Source organism: Paraflavitalea soli, from assembly GCF_003555545.1.
Classification (GTDB): Bacteria; Bacteroidota; Bacteroidia; order Chitinophagales; family Chitinophagaceae; genus Paraflavitalea; species Paraflavitalea soli.
Map to the genome: position 1 here is coordinate 1,706,351 of NZ_CP032157.1, position 15,184 is coordinate 1,721,534.

The window sequence follows — 15,184 nt, forward strand, 5'->3', positions numbered from 1 at the left end:
CTTTAAATTTGGGACACCGAATTTTCCGGAAACGCCTTACTGGTAAGGGTTTGAAGCGATAGAACTTTTAGTGACGGATTTTAATCATTCGTAAAACACAAAAAAGGAGGTGGAAGATGGAACACCGTATCAGTAGTCTTTTTTATATCAGAAAGATCAAAATGACAAGGGACAAATTGGCTCCCATTTATATCCGCATTACAGTTAATGACCAAAGAATTGATCACCGTATCCAACGGTATATCGAGGTCGCGCGTTGGAGTGCGGCGGCGGGTCGCGCACGGGGTAACAGCGTGGAGGTGCGGCAGCTCAATACCTTCCTCGACACTCTTACCGGGAAAGTATTGAAGCTGGAGCGGGAAATGGTGCAGGATGGACAGGAAATAACTTTTGAAGCATTCCGGGAAAAATGGATGGGTAACCAGGAACGGCCCCGGATGCTGATTGAAATATTTCAGCACCATAACGATCAACTGGCCGCTTTGATCGGAAAAGAGTTTTCTGCAGCTACCCTGGAACGCTACAATACTTCCAGAGATCACACAAAAGCATTTTTGCAATGGAAGTTCGGAATCGGTGATATCGATATCAAACGGCTGAATTATGAATTTGTAACCGATTATGAGTTTTGGCTGAAAACCCAAAGGAACTGCAATCACAATACCGCGATCAAGTATATCAGCAATTTCCGGAAGATCATAAATATTTGTATCCGCAGAGGTTGGCTGTTGAAAGATCCGTTCCTGGGATTCAAGATGACCAAACGCGAAGTAGAAAGAGATTTTCTTACAGAAGATGAACTACAGGATATTTCTTTAAAAGATTTTGGAACTGACCGGCTTAATCATGTGCGTGACATTTTTGTATTTAGCTGTTTCACTGGCCTGGCTTACGCGGATGTACAGAAACTGAAACGGGCTGAGGTTGCGCGTGGGATTGATGGTGATTGCTGGATTTTTACCAGTCGCCAGAAAACCGAAACAGCTTCCCGTATCCCGCTCTTACCGACTGCTGTTGAGATACTGGAGAAATATTAAGATTACCCTGTTTGTATAAACTCCGGCAAGGCATTGCCGATCCTAAGCAACCAGAAAATGAATGCCTACCTGAAGGAAATTGCCGACGTTTGTAAAATCCATAAAAACCTTACTTTCCATATTGCCCGGCATACTTTTGCCACCACCGTTACCCTCAGCAATGGAGTGCCGATGGAATCGGTGAGTAAAATGTTAGGGCATAAAAATCTGAAAACGACACAACATTATGCAAAGATCCTGGACAGGAAGGTTAGTGATGATATGAAGATTTTGAGGAAGAAGTTTGGCGCTAAAGAGAAAAGCAATTCTCAAGCAAAAACAGCCGGGTAATGGCAGGGCATAAATACCTCCTTTATACCGGATAAAATTGCTACTATTACATAAGTATGGGTGCGAACGCTAACAATGAAAACGGTTTTAAGCTTAATCTTTATAAAGGTTTATTTTGGGACTGGCGATATGACGATATCGACTGGCAAAAGTCTTCTGTTAGTATTATTGAAAGAGTACTGGAACGTGGTATTTTTGATGAGTGGGAAGAAATTATCCGTTTTTATGGAAAGGATAAAATTCTCACAGCATTGACAAAAGAAATAAAATACCTGCCGGATTTTATTCTTGACAAGGTATGCAGCTATTTTGGGATTACGGCTATTGAGTTAGCTTGCTATGAACGAAAGTTGACGAGAAAGGATGCTGGGTATAATAAAAAACTTTTGTTATGCAATATGATCAGCACGAATTTCTATAGATAAGCAATATGGTAAACGATCTTATAATTATTAAGGCCAGCCTTTCAATGAAGAAAACAGAAGACGGTGGACGGAAATCCGGATTCTTATCCGGCTACCGCCCAAGCCATGTTTTTGAAATGCCTACAGATTTAAGTAACCTAAAAACCTATATTGGAGATATCCAATTTGAAGGGCAGGAACTTTTTTACCCTGGAGAAACAAAAATTGTTACTGTTCGATTTCTCAGGCACCCTGCCATTGAAAAACATATTCGTGTTGGTCAGAAGTGGTTCATTAATGAAGGCGCAATAACTTTAGGGACTGGGGAAATTTTGGAAGTATTGACTTAGCGTTTAAAAATGGAGTAATTGAACCGTATAAAAAAATCAACTTTGATCGCAAAATTTAAAGTCGAAGGTGTTATAACTGTTAAGGACAAAGTTTATGTATTGACAAAGTTTATTAATACCGATATAAATTTTATCCTAACAGACAATTCCTACCTTGGACTGGTCCCGATTGAAAGGTGGATGGATATTCCCAGAGCACATGACGAAGAAGGAAATTTGAGAGTGGATCTTTTTGCCTTCGTATTAAAGCACTCAGAAGATAAGGGAAAAATTAAGACTGGGGAAATGCTTGAATTGTGGGATGATTATGTGGAAGTGGTTGAGTCGTTCAAGTTATCTGATGAAAGAATAATAGCATCCTTACAATGCTACCCAGGCAAATTGGATGGTCCCTTGGAATTAACTGACGCAACAGGTCGAAAATGGGTATTAAAATGTGAAATCAAAGTATCGGGAAGTTTTGCTACTTATGAAAAAATAAGCAATGACGGGAAAAGGAATATTTTTCAATATTTATTAGAATCTATAGATCATGAGTCAAAGCCCTCAAAGAATGACAAATTGAAAATTACAAAAGAGGGCCATGCACCTTATAGCCTGTCTCTATTTCAGGAGGTGGCAAGCATTATTGTAGAAGTAAAAGAAAAAATTACAGACGACTCGGATGTTGTTTGGGCTGGTTATAATAGCCCGATTGAATTAAGAATTGAAATTGACGATCATTTAGCTCTGTTGCGGGGTGGTGACTATAATGCACTTGAAAACATAAAAGTTCATTTTCTTCCAACCTGTACATTCCAGGAGCATTCCATCTCAAATGGTTGGGCTGATGAGTACATAACTCTATCGGAGCGATTTGATAGCTTGTATGCTAAAATAAAACGAAACCTGGAAGGATAAATTGATAAGTGTCCATTCCCTTCAGTCTTGCAGGCTAGAGAATTCTCTGGCCCTTTTTTCTCATAAGGATCATCCTTTTTTATTTTGATCTCCTTCATTCTTTTTACTTAGGATATCTGCAATCCGCTTCATGCGGGCTTCTTCTAATGAATCTTTTGCTTTTATCTGCTCCGCTGAAAAGGCATTAACCCTTTGTTCTATTAGCTGGAATGCCTGAGCAGGAGAAAGGTCAATAAGCATAACAGGTTCTACAGAATTTTCCAACCCTTCCGTATCCAATATTTGCGTTAACACAATCCGCTTGTCATTCATGGGAAACTTCTCTGTATAGAAGTCGAGCATTTGGGCAAAGGTGAATTGCTCCAATAAAACAGCTATATCTACATAATCTTTTTTTTCCTTCCTGTGGCAGATGACATCCAGTTTGAAGGCTGCAATGTCTTCCAGGCTGGCTAATCTTATAACCCCTTCCTGCTTTACAGGACGAATAAATTTAACGGCCCAGTTATAGATATCGAGTTTTCGGGTATCATCGGGTTTTCCTGGTAATGGCAAGCTAAAACTGAAGCCCTGCCTGGTTTCGTTTAAAAAGACAACTTCAGGATTGTATTGGAGGATTGCCGTTTTTAACTCAATTATATCAAAAGACCGGTCTGTAAAAAAATCAAGGTCATCCGATTTTCGATGTCCAAGTTGAAGGGACAGTGAAGTACCGCCTACCAATGAAAAATTGGCTAATTCGGGAAGTTGGGAAAAATCTGTGAGAACCTGGTAAAGTGCGGGATCAATTGTGTTTAAGTGTACCATAAGCCTTAAAATCTTGTAAAGGAAGCCCCAATAAGGTATGAGCCAAAAACAGCCCTGGCCGGCTTAGGTACTTATTATTTTGTAAAACATTACCTGTTTCATCTTTTCCATAAAAAACAATAACAGAGAGAACATCATCAAATTTACCTCTTTCAAACATCCGGGAGATAATAAATCCTTTATCCCTTGAAAAATCAAGATTTTCACGATTTATGTCCCAGAATGCATATCCGGGCAGTGGTAATATATCGTCAGAACCTAAATTCATACACTAAAATTACAATTTTTTTATTGATTTTCTTCTGGGTGTGACTGTTTCCAGCGAGTTCTGAATTCTGAATGAGTGCGCCTGTAATGCGCACAACAAGACGCAATAATTTAAAGCACCTTGACTAAAAGTTGCAAGTCATCGGAATAAGTGTTCGATATTCACACAATTTTATATTTCTTTTTGGCTTATTTTTGAAAGTGTAGTGTCACGGAAAGCCGAGGTGGAAAATTCGGTGCACCGGCCAGAAACGATGAGTCTAACGCGTTGATAATAAATTGGGTAGGAGGGTAGGTTCTACTCCCTCTCTCTCCGCAGAAAGGGGCAAGTAGTCGATAAGACAACTTGTCCCTTTTTTCTTTTTCGAGAATGGTAGACAGTTTCTATTGGACCTCGGGGCCTTTTGCTTTACACAGGATTGTTCAACATGCCTAAAAATATGTAAAAGTGCGTGCATGATTCGTTGCAGGGTCGTTTTTGCATGCCTGCTGGCTTCAATTTTGATTGGATATTAGTATGAAAAGCTTCCTTTTATTACCATTTATCGCCTTGCTGCTGTCGGTGCCCGCTCAGGCGCAGCGGCCCACAGGCCGATTAGCTATAAAACTCAACAAAAACATCCTCAAACCCGGCGATTCATTACTGGTGACAGTGGATTACGAAGCCGGCGGTGGTCAACAACTGAACCAATCGCTCGCAACACTGGAACTAGTGATTGAAAACGAAGCGGGACGGCGTACCCGCCTCCGCTGGCCGGTGATCGATGGGCGGGCTTCCGGTACAATATTCTTACCCGATTCAATGACCCTCGGTAAATACACCTTGCTGGCTGGCTTGCAGCAACGATTTTTCGAAGTGATTGGCCAGGTAAAAAACGCCAGCAACCTGGGAAGTATACAAGCGATGCTGCTCACCAAAACCGGCGATTGGGACGAGCAAAAAGTAACGGTGGCTCCAGACGGCACCTTCGCTATCCGTAACTGGCTGTTTGAAGACAATGCCTTGTTGGCTTTCAATCGAACAAAAGACAATAACCAGCCGCTGGATATCAGCATCAGTAGTCAACTTGATTCCACCTATGACCCCCTGGCCGTTGGAGGTAGGACCTTTTACATAGGCAACCCGCCGGCTGCGGTGCGGCCAAGCCTGAACAAGCCTGTAGAAACCCCGGATGCGCTATTTGCAGATCGCGGTATGATGCTCCCGGCAGTCATCGTAAGAAGAACCGCCAGAACCCGGGCGCAGCAATTTAATGAAGAATATGTCAGCGGCCTGTTCCGGTCGGGAGACGAGCGATTGATAGCTGTCATGGATGACCCCGGCGCGATTGGCTTTACCAATGTTTTTAGCTACCTGCAAGGCAGGGTGGCTGGTCTGCAAATTGCACCAACAGGCGCCGCTTCATGGCGTGGCGGACCGGTAATCTTCTTTCTGGATGAGGTAAGGATGTCCGCTCAACAAATAGCCAATATACCCATTACAGACATTGCCATTGTAAAAGCTTACCCCCCACCTTTTTTAGGCGCTCCTGGCGGAGGCGCTGGGATTGCTGTTTATACCCGTAGGGGTGGCGAAGCTAATAATCTGCCGGCCAACAGGCAGGTGTTTAAAATACGAGGCTACACGCCAGCTGCAATTGCGTTGGACATGAATAAGCTAAGATTATGACAGTTCCTTGAGCCACTTAACGAGGAATGCAGCGGTCTTGAAAACCGTTGACTGTCACAGGTCAGGGGCCAGGCAGTAGTTATTTCTCTATTGAATCGTTAGCTTGTTGACGAGACAAAGCCACGCGAACTGGCGTATTATCTTCCACATAAGCGTTATCAAATTCACCTGATGATTCCCCATTGTGCTTTAAAATAACCCTGCGTAGCCGCTCCTGGTGCTCATCGCCCCAAAGGCCAATGGATTGAATTAAGGGGATAAGAGATTCGCCGAAGTCTGTAAGATGGTATTCCACCTTTGGAGGCAATACCGGAAAGATCGTTTTAGCAACCAATTCATGATCTTCAAGTTCCTTCAGTTGCACATTCAGCACCCGTCTCGTTACATCCGGAATTTTCCGCTGAAGTTCACTTGGCCGCAAGTTGCCTATATGGATGAACCAAAGAATACGGATCTTCCATTTGCCATACAATACTTCACCAACAAGATCAAGTCCACAAGTGAGCGTCGGTGTAGTCTTTTTTATGTACATAAATACAAATATACGGCAAACCCAATAAGGGATCAATACGGATAAATTTATCCCTATTTGATTCGTAAGCCCGTAATTGTTTGCTATCTGCGTACTATCGAGATTTGTACTACAAACAAAAAAGTATGGAACAGCAATTCAATTACAGCAACGAATTATCCGGTAAGATAGCCTTAGTAACAGGAGGCACAAAGGGGGCGGGAAAAGCAATCGCAGAACGCTTAAACGCCGCTGGTGCAACAGTAGTTATTACCGCAAGGACCAAATCCGAACAGCCAGATGCAGAACTTTATTTTATTCCTGCTGACCTCACCAAGGCAGAGGATGCGCAAAAAGTAATTAGCGAAGTACTGTCAACTTATGGCAGGCTGGATATTCTGGTAAACAACCTTGGTGCTTCATCAACACCCGCCGGTGGTTTTTCGGCATTGAATGATGAGGATTGGATATCAACCCTACAAGCTAATTTACTTGCTCCTGTCAGGCTTGATAGGGGATTTTTACCTCAAATGATCGATCGGAAAAGTGGTGTTATTATTCACATTGCTTCCATCCAGGGCAAATTGCCGCTATACGATTCTACCTTGCCGTATGCTGCTTCAAAAGCCGGATTAATCAATTACAGTAAAAGTTTATCAAATGAAGTTACGCCAAAAGGTGTCCGCGTGCTGACTGTTTCGCCAGGCTGGATAAATACAACCGCATCGATAGCCTGGTTGGGCGAGATTGCAAGAAATGCAAATAGTACTGTAGAAGAAGCGCAGCAAAGTGTCATGGATGCATTGGGTGGAATACCTTACGGCAGACCCGCCGAACCGGAAGAAGTAGCCGAATTGGTTGGCTTTTTAGTTTCACCAAGAGCCAATTACTTAACAGGAACAAATTTTGTCATCGACGGCGGAACGGTACCGACTATTTAAAAACTTAATCATACAATCATGGAATTACCACAATTAGTAGCGCAATTTGTAGAGACGCAGAACACTTACGACAGCGAGGCTTACATAACCTGCTTCACCGAAACCGCCACCGTTCATGACGAAGGCAAGACGTACACGGGCAAAGAAGAGATACGCCAATGGATCGAACATGCGAATGAGCAATATAAATCCTTCATGCAACCTCTCAAGTATGAGGAAACCGGATCAAACGGATTGCTGACCGCTGAGGTGTCCGGTACATTCCCTGGAAGCCCCATAGTATTGCAATTTCATATGGTGCTGAAGTACAATCTCATCGATTCTTTAAAAGTAACCGGATAAAATTGAGGGTCGCAAGGCAATGCTGAATGGATCACCTGTATTGGTCAGGTAGACACATTGTATTGTTACCGCCAGCTAGTCATCCTGTTTTCTTTTGTTGCTGTTGCCTCATCCGACTTAAGGTTTCGCGGGATACACCCAGAAAAGAAGCGAGCATATGCAACGGAACGCGGTTGTATATATGCGGGCACATGTTAACGAAATTGTTGTATTTCTCTTCGGTACTTTCACTGATATTGCTAAGGATCCTGTTTTGGGTTATTTCGAAATTTTTATTGTCTAATTTTTCCCTGAGTTTTCTAAACCGGGGAATCGTTTCACACAAGGTATCGAACCTTTCTTTTTCAATCAGCAACAGCTCACTGTCTTCCAACGCATCGATATTAAATTTAGAGGGAAGACCGGAATGATAACTTTCATAATCACTGATCCACCAATCTTCTACGGCAAATCGAAGGATATGTTCGGCACCGTCGTTGCCTACGTGGTACAATCGAAGGCATCCTTTGGTAATAAATGTATTAAAACGACTGACATCACCTTCCTGTAGTAAATACTGACGTTTACGAATCCGCTTTGGTATCGTTACCGCCTCTACAAGTTTCAGATCTTCATCGGTCAACCCTCCATTCACCCTCAGGTAGTTGGCAAAAACTTCGAACATTTAAAAAGCTTTTACCAAAGCTATCCAAAAAAAGGCGTAGCAACAAACGGCAGCCTGCTATCACAAAGGCAAGCTGCCATTTATTAAAGCATTATTTCATCAGACTGATATTTGTCATGCCGCCATCCACCAACAGCTCGCTGCCCACAATAAAGGTTGATTCGTCAGACGCGAGAAATACAGCTGCCTTTCCGATGTCAGCAGGTTGCCCAAGCCGGCCCACAGGGATCTGGTTCACCCAGACCTGTTTAACCAGGTCAACCTGCCCGGCAGGGGAGAATTTGTCAAAAACCGGCGTATCGATACTACCGGGCGAAAGCACGTTCACCCTGATCCTACGGGCTAACAGATCCAGTGAAAACCCTTTTGCGAAGGAAACTACAGCAGCTTTAGCGGCGCTGTAGATAGACATGCCCGGGGCCGCCCGATGAGCGGCTGTAGAGCCTATTAAGATAATCGAACTACCGTCATTTAAATACGGTAGCGCCTTTTGAACCGTGAAGTAGACGCTTTTCAGATTCAGGTCCATGTACTTATCAAATCCATCTTCTCCTACATCCGCCACCGATCCCATTGGCGTGCCATCCACCACGCCACCTGCATTGACCACCAATGCATCAATCTTACCAAACTTGCTGAACGTTTCTTTAAAGATCAGTTCCAGGTCATCCAGATTTGTTACATCACCCTTAAGTCCAATAAAATTTGTTCCCAATTGCTCAACAGACTTGTCTATTGTTTGCTGGTTTCTTCCGGTGATAGCACCATTTGCCCCTTCCTTACTAAAGGAAGCAGCTATGCCGAAACCGATACCGCTGTTACCGCCGGTAACCACAGTTACTTTGTCTTTTAATTTCATTCAACAAATGTCACCCACACATGTCCTTCGCTACAAGGACCTTTGCCACAAAATAATAGTGATAAATGTCACGTAAACACGGGGACTACGCTTATCTTATTGCTTTATAAAATGTTCTATTTCATAAATGGTTTCACCTTTTATTATTAATTGATATACTCCTGCGGTAAGCTCTTTTGTTTGAATGCTGAAACTGTTGCTGCCGGGTAAAATATTTTTTACTTCCTGTTTCATTAACCTGCCGCTGTTATCAATAATTTCAATTTTCAATTGTCCAATTTGTGTGGTTTTCACTGTTAAGTTCAGTATATCTTTTACCGGGTTAGGATAAATTAACATGCCGGTTTTTCCTTTTAGCGGCAACATTACCGTTTTGGAATAAATAAACCTTGCATCTTTATCTACCTGCTTAAGCCGGTAATGAACCCTGTTTACGGAAAGATTGGTAACTGCGGGGTCAGTAAAGTTGTATTGATGCCTGCCGGATGTATTGTAAGCCATTACTTCTCCAACAGGTTTAAAATTCCTTCCATCCACACTTCTTTCAATAATAAACTTATTAGTATTCTCTTCGTTTTCAGTTTTCCAGGTGAGCGAGGCCTCATCATTTATCATCCGGCCGTTGAATTCCAAAAAATGAAGCGGAAGGATGCTTGCAATATCAGCCACATACAATTCAGTGCTGTATTCCTCAGTAGTTGCCACAGCAAATATTTTTGTTCCGGCCACCACAAAGTTTCCAATTCCACTGCCACCGGGATTTACTATATCCTGTAATAACGAGGTACCCGCCCCCGTGCCATTGCTACTCCATACTTCCATACCATGAATGCCGTCATTTGCCTGGAAAACAAGCTTGTCGCCTACGGCTGTTAAATAACCGGGAGAAGAACCGTTGCTACCGGGCAAAATTTCTTTTACCAGCACCGTTCCTGCATCAGTTCCATCGGTTTTCCATAATTCCCAGTTGACATTGCCATCATCGACGCCCGTAAAAAATACAGTTCCGTTTACTTCCACAAAATTTTGCGGATAGCTGCTTCCTCCTCCCGGAACGATGTCTTTTACCAACACGGTGCCTGTTTCGGTGCCATCACTTTTCCAAAGTTCATAGCCGATAGCTGTAAGCGCCGAAAAGTAAAGTGTACCATTGATATTCGTAAGAAATGAACAATTAGCACCGGGCAAACCGGGATAAATATCCTTTACCATAACGGTACCAGCTGTTGTGCCATCGCTTTTCCATAATTCGGGTCCATAAGCTGGGTCCATAGCCTGGAAAAATAAAGTGCCATTTAAATTGGTTAAATGTTGTGGCCAACCGCCATTAGCTCCCGGGTAAATATCTTTCACCAATACTGTACCGGCTGCAGTGCCATCACTTTTCCAAAGCTCTACACCATTTGTTCCATCAGTAGCCGTGAAATACAAAACTCCGTTTACATTGATTAAGCTTCCCGGGCTGCTGCCTACGGGTCCGGGACAAATATCTTTTACCAACACGGTGCCTGCGGCAGTGCCATCCGTTTTCCATAGTTCACTGCCATTAGCTGCATCAGTTGCCCAGAAAAACACGGTCCCATTTATATATGTAAAAAAACGGGGACTTCCGCTGCTTCCACCTGCATAAATATCTTTTATCATAACGGTGCCGGCTGCGGATCCATCGCTCTTCCACAGCTCGAACCCATTTGTGCCATCAAAAGCGGTGAAGTATAGCGTTCCATTCATATTAGCGAGGTAAGCAACATCAGCGTTGCCTGCCCCCGGGTTAATGTCTTTTACCATAACTGTTCCCCCGGCAGTTCCATCACTCTTCCATAACTCCATGCCGTTAATTTCATCTGTTACTTTGAAGAATAAAGTGCTATTAACTACTGTTAAGAGCTGCGGGGAACTGCTTTTGGTTCCTGCATAAATATCTTTCACCAATAACGTACCCGCTGCAGTACCATCACTTTTCCACAATTCATTGCCCGTGCTTCCATCAGAGGCGCGGCAAAACAATGCCCCATTTACATCCGTTAAGTAAATCAGGTTTGAGGGAGAGCTTCCCGTAAAGATATCTTTTACCAATACCGTACCGGCAGCAGTGCCGTCGCTTTTCCAAAGCTCTATGCCATTCGTTCCATTATTCGCAGTGAAAAACAGTGCGCTGTTTACCTTAGTTAAATTTAGGGGTGAGCTGCTGTTTGTGCCCGGGTAAATATCTTTTACCAATACTGTACCGGCAGCAGCGCCATCACTTTTCCAAAGCTCTACGCCATTTGTTCCATCAGTAGCAGCAAAAAACAATGTACCGTTTACATTGGTTAAATTTGTCGGTGCGCTGCTGCTTGCTCCCGGGTAAATATCTTTTACCACTACGGTACCTGCGGCAGTGCCATCGCTTTTCCAAAGTTCAGTTCCATTCACTCCGTTATTGGCTCTAAAAAATAATAAGCCATTCACATTTGTTAAAAGGCCTGACATGCCGCTGTTGGTGCCCGTGTAAATGTCTTTTACCAATACCGTACCTGCCGCTGTGCCATTGCTTTTCCAAAGTTCGATACCGTTAGTGCCATCTTCTGCCTGGAAAAAAAGTGTACCGTTTACATTGGTTAAATAGTTGGGGGTACTACCATATATTCCCGTGTAAATGTCTTTTACCAACATTGTACCGGCAGCAGAGCCGTCGCTTTTCCAAAGTTCGGCGCCATTGACCCCATTATTTGCCACGAAGTATAAAACACCATTTACATTGGCTAAACTTTGCGGCGAGCTATTGGCTGAACCAGGATTAATATCTTTTACCATTACGGTGCCTGCCGCAGTGCCATCGCTTTTCCAGAGCTCAGCGCCATTTACTCCGTCAGTAGCATTGAAAAACAAAGTACCATTTATATTGGTTAAAACACTTACGCCGCCGTCATTTGCGCCGGGATTAATATCTTTTACCAATACTGTACCTGCTTCAGTGCCATCACTTTTCCAGAGCTCAGTGCCACTCACTCCATCGCTGGCTGTAAAATACAATATGCCGTTTACATTGGTTAAATTTTGCAGTCCGCTGCTGCTTGTTCCCGGGTAAATGTCTTTTATCAATACGGTACCTGCCGCTGTGCCATCGCTTTTCCATAATTCGTTGCCGGTAGTGGGCATATTGGCTGAAAAATATACCGTGCCGTTCACATTGGTGATGTACGTGGGCCCAGCGCCCGTGGTATTGCTCGTGGTATTAATATCTTTAACCAATGAGAATTGCTGGGCAGAGGAATAAATACTTAAGAACAACATCGTTGCCAGCAGGGTACAGGGCTTTTTTCTCATCACCGGGTTTGTTTTGGGATCTGATTGTCAAATAGTGTAGTGAGCAAAATTAAAATGCCGGATGAGAAAAGACAATCCCCCAAAAGAGGTACAATAAATGTCATGTAAACACGGCGGCTAAGCCTGCAAATTCTTGATTTGCAGGATTTTTGACGCGGCAAAAAGAAAGAAAACACTTCTTTTCCCTGGCATTGGGAGGTTTGCAAAGCAGTCTTCATTTTTTAATGATCTGTAATGATAATAATTGTATTTTAGACAGTAATTATAACCTGTTTGTCATATGATGCGATTTGCACCTAAAATATGGTTGCAGGCGATCGGCATGATCATCCTGCTGGTAACCGGCGCACACGCGCAAACTACCCCTCCTGCCGGGCCTCCGCGTGGCCTGAGAAGAGACTCCATCACAGAGAACGATAGCATACGCAGTATCGCGCCATTCTTTAAACCGGCAACGACGGCAAAAAAAACACCTGATGCGGACGGCTTTATCCAGCGTTGGTTGTTACTGGAGCCGATCAATAAGTCAATACGAAGCAATATTGTATTTACGGCTGACTACCTGAAGAAAGCGTTTGACACCAGTTATTTCCCGGACCAGTTCACCGTTATCCCTAAAGATGGCGAAAAGGTAAAGGTGGGCGAGCAGGAACTGGCATGGCACGCCCTGGAAAGCCCGACTTTCAATATGAAATTATTCCGTTTCGCCTACGGCCTGCACAAGCAAAACTACTCGGTGCTGTTTTGGGCGGTAACCATCGTGAACAGCCCGCGCGAAATGAAAAATGTACGGTTAACAGTAGGGTCCAACGGAGGGTCCATGTGGTGGCTGAACGGAAAACAGGCAGTGCTACTTGACGGCGACAGGCGCATGGTAATGGATGATGGCGCTTCTGCGCGCCTGACACTTAATAAGGGAAAAAATATACTACGCGGGGCGGTGATCAACGGCCCGGGATTAAGCGACTTTTGCGTTCGCTTCCTGGACGAGAACGGAGCGCCGGTAAAGGACCTTACCATCACTACAAATTAGTATTAAGTATGAAGATCAGAATAGTAAGCGTTATAGCTGCGCTTTCGATATATGTCGGCGGGTCAGCCGTTGCACAAATTGGCAAACCATTTATACATGACCCTTCTACCATCGCACAATCGGATGGGAAATATTACACCTTTGGTACGGGTGGTGGCGGCCTGATATCCGATGATGGCTGGACATGGAACGGCGGCGCCGTGCGCCCGGGCGGCGGGGCCGCACCCGATGTATTAAAAATTGGCGACCGCTATCTTGTTACTTATGGTGCGACCGGCGGCGGGCTGTTCGGAGGGCATAATGGAAAGATATTGACCATGTGGAATAAAACGCTTGACCCAAAGTCGCCCGATTTCAAATATTCGGACCCTATAGTAGTTGCTTCATCCGATGGCATCGAAGATAATGATGCGATCGACCCCAGTCTTTTTCTCGACCCGGCCACCGGAAAGCTATGGTTAACTTACGGTACTTATTTTGGATACATCCGCCTGGTGGAACTTGACCCCAAAACAGGTAAGCGGGTAGCGGGCAATAAGGCCTTGAATATCGCCATTGATTGTGAAGCCACAGACCTGATCTACCGCGATGGATGGTACTACCTGTTAGGTACACATGGCACTTGCTGCGACGGGCCGAACTCCACGTATAATATTGTTGCCGGGCGCTCCAAAAAAGTGACCGGTCCTTATGTTGATAACATCGGCAGGGAAATGTTAAAGGGCGGTGGTAAACTGGTTGTGGCGGCCGGCGACAGGCTTATCGGCCCCGGTCATTTCGGTCGTACGGTTTTGGGAGACGGCATTGAAAAAATGTCCTGCCATTATGAAGCCGACCTGAACCAGGGTGGCCGAAGCGTGCTTGGCATCCGCCCCTTGCTATGGAAAAACGGATGGCCCGTTGCGGGCGATAACCTCAAAGAAGGAACATACGAAATAGCCTCTGAAAGACGGGGATATGCCCTGCAAATAGACGTTGATTTTACCCGGATGGCAGGCGTAGCGCGCGGCTTTAACCGCAACAACGATGAGCCGGTAAAATCTATTCCCTCACAGGAGTTGGCGGACGTAATAAACAATTGGCCAACCGGGAACATTGGTGTAACAACAGGCGACTATATGTTCCGCCCGCATCAGAAGTGGGCCATTACAGCCGTTCCCGGCGTGGGCGGCTACCTTGGGGGACCTTATTATAAAATAACGATAGCAGGAACAGGCAGGGCATTAGCGGCTACTGCAGACGCAGAAGTGATAACAGTACCTGAATTTACCGGTGGGCCTGAGCAATTATGGATGATAGATCAATTGACGGATGGAACATACCGTATCATGCCTAAAGCAATGCCCAACTCGAAAGAGCAGCTAGCACTGGTATCCTTTGGGGACAGTACGCCGACATTAGCTAAGTTTGATAGGAAGAGCGATAACTGTAAATGGGATCTCAGGACGCATTAATAACGTTCACTATCGGGCATTAGACCTGGAATACCCCACGCTGGATTATCGAAAAGCATAAGCCACGGTTCGATTACCTACTCACACACCCGGACCAGCCTACTCTTTTGTATACTCTTCCCCTTAATAGGTGACCAGCTCCTTCTGGACAGGGTAGCTCACCCCCCCCCCGCGAAAGGAGCCTGATTGACATTTCGCCTACCATCACAGCCATGCCCGTTATCACGGTCATCACTACATCTTGATAAGCCCGTTCAACTTGGAACGAATCGACAAAATGTTGAACAAAACGCCTGATCCAGATTAG

The 15,184-nt window shown here is 44.4% G+C and carries 16 protein-coding genes; 10 read left to right on the forward strand and 6 right to left on the reverse strand.

What is annotated here, in order from left to right:
• Positions 1 to 116: 116 nt before the first annotated feature.
• The 5 genes from D3H65_RS06450 to D3H65_RS06465 are packed head-to-tail and all read left to right on the forward strand — an operon-like array spanning position 117 to position 3,021.
• Positions 117 to 1,037, forward strand: coding sequence for a site-specific integrase (locus D3H65_RS06450; protein WP_245999691.1), 921 nt, complete (start codon positions 117 to 119; stop codon positions 1,035 to 1,037).
• A 33-nt stretch (positions 1,038 to 1,070) separates the two neighbouring features.
• Positions 1,071 to 1,367, forward strand: a complete 297-nt coding sequence (locus D3H65_RS33270; RefSeq protein WP_245999692.1) for a tyrosine-type recombinase/integrase — start codon at positions 1,071 to 1,073, stop codon at positions 1,365 to 1,367.
• 56 nt (positions 1,368 to 1,423) lie between these two features.
• Positions 1,424 to 1,792, forward strand: a complete 369-nt coding sequence (locus D3H65_RS06455; RefSeq protein ID WP_211345638.1) for a DUF6922 domain-containing protein — start codon at positions 1,424 to 1,426, stop codon at positions 1,790 to 1,792.
• Positions 1,793 to 1,797: 5 nt separating this feature from the next.
• Positions 1,798 to 2,121 (forward strand): EF-Tu C-terminal domain-related protein, encoded by a 324-nt coding sequence (locus D3H65_RS06460; protein WP_119049477.1) that lies wholly within the window; start codon positions 1,798 to 1,800, stop codon positions 2,119 to 2,121.
• Positions 2,122 to 2,163: 42 nt separating this feature from the next.
• Positions 2,164 to 3,021, forward strand: coding sequence for a hypothetical protein (locus tag D3H65_RS06465; RefSeq protein ID WP_119049478.1), 858 nt, complete (start codon positions 2,164 to 2,166; stop codon positions 3,019 to 3,021).
• Between the two features lie 69 nt (positions 3,022 to 3,090).
• On the opposite strand, the gene D3H65_RS06470 is transcribed toward D3H65_RS06465, so the two are convergent.
• Both D3H65_RS06470 and D3H65_RS06475 read right to left on the reverse strand, forming a co-directional pair.
• Positions 3,091 to 3,828 (reverse strand): nucleotidyl transferase AbiEii/AbiGii toxin family protein, encoded by a 738-nt coding sequence (locus tag D3H65_RS06470; RefSeq protein ID WP_119049479.1) that lies wholly within the window; start codon positions 3,826 to 3,828, stop codon positions 3,091 to 3,093.
• A complete protein-coding gene (locus D3H65_RS06475; RefSeq protein ID WP_119049480.1) occupies positions 3,806 to 4,096 on the reverse strand; it encodes a DUF6922 domain-containing protein in 291 nt (96 codons plus the stop codon). The genes D3H65_RS06470 and D3H65_RS06475 overlap by 23 nt, the downstream gene beginning before the upstream one ends.
• Positions 4,097 to 4,612: 516 nt before the next feature.
• Here D3H65_RS06475 and D3H65_RS06480 point away from each other — a divergent pair.
• Positions 4,613 to 5,764 carry a hypothetical protein gene (locus tag D3H65_RS06480; RefSeq protein ID WP_119049481.1) on the forward strand — a complete coding sequence of 384 codons (1,152 nt, stop codon included), beginning with the start codon at positions 4,613 to 4,615 and terminating at the stop codon, positions 5,762 to 5,764.
• Positions 5,765 to 5,843: 79 nt separating this feature from the next.
• Here D3H65_RS06480 and D3H65_RS06485 read toward each other — a convergent pair whose 3' ends face one another.
• Positions 5,844 to 6,296, reverse strand: coding sequence for a winged helix-turn-helix transcriptional regulator (locus tag D3H65_RS06485; protein ID WP_119049482.1), 453 nt, complete (start codon positions 6,294 to 6,296; stop codon positions 5,844 to 5,846).
• A gap of 125 nt (positions 6,297 to 6,421) precedes the next feature.
• On the opposite strand from D3H65_RS06485, the gene D3H65_RS06490 reads away from it, so the two are divergent.
• Positions 6,422 to 7,216: an SDR family oxidoreductase gene (locus D3H65_RS06490; protein ID WP_119049483.1), complete on the forward strand. Its 795-nt coding sequence runs from the start codon at positions 6,422 to 6,424 to the stop codon at positions 7,214 to 7,216.
• Positions 7,217 to 7,234: 18 nt separating this feature from the next.
• Positions 7,235 to 7,558, forward strand: coding sequence for a nuclear transport factor 2 family protein (locus tag D3H65_RS06495; RefSeq protein ID WP_119049484.1), 324 nt, complete (start codon positions 7,235 to 7,237; stop codon positions 7,556 to 7,558).
• Between the two features lie 79 nt (positions 7,559 to 7,637).
• On the opposite strand, the gene D3H65_RS06500 is transcribed toward D3H65_RS06495, so the two are convergent.
• The 3 genes from D3H65_RS06500 to D3H65_RS33150 form a co-directional block, all read right to left on the reverse strand.
• On the reverse strand, positions 7,638 to 8,222 hold the full coding sequence (locus D3H65_RS06500; protein WP_119049485.1) for a Crp/Fnr family transcriptional regulator: 585 nt from the start codon (positions 8,220 to 8,222) through the stop codon (positions 7,638 to 7,640).
• A 91-nt stretch (positions 8,223 to 8,313) separates the two neighbouring features.
• Positions 8,314 to 9,081 (reverse strand): glucose 1-dehydrogenase, encoded by a 768-nt coding sequence (locus D3H65_RS06505; protein WP_119049486.1) that lies wholly within the window; start codon positions 9,079 to 9,081, stop codon positions 8,314 to 8,316.
• Positions 9,082 to 9,177: 96 nt separating this feature from the next.
• On the reverse strand, positions 9,178 to 12,390 hold the full coding sequence (locus D3H65_RS33150; protein ID WP_211345639.1) for an ELWxxDGT repeat protein: 3,213 nt from the start codon (positions 12,388 to 12,390) through the stop codon (positions 9,178 to 9,180).
• A gap of 280 nt (positions 12,391 to 12,670) precedes the next feature.
• Here D3H65_RS33150 and D3H65_RS06525 point away from each other — a divergent pair, with 280 nt between their 5' ends.
• The gene (locus D3H65_RS06525; RefSeq protein WP_211345640.1) at positions 12,671 to 13,423 is read left to right on the forward strand and encodes a hypothetical protein; all 753 of its coding nucleotides are present in this window, start codon (positions 12,671 to 12,673) and stop codon (positions 13,421 to 13,423) included.
• Between the two features lie 8 nt (positions 13,424 to 13,431).
• Complete coding sequence (locus D3H65_RS06530) at positions 13,432 to 14,877, forward strand: family 43 glycosylhydrolase (protein ID WP_119049487.1); 1,446 nt, start codon at positions 13,432 to 13,434, stop codon at positions 14,875 to 14,877.
• The last annotated feature ends 307 nt before the right edge of the window (positions 14,878 to 15,184 follow it).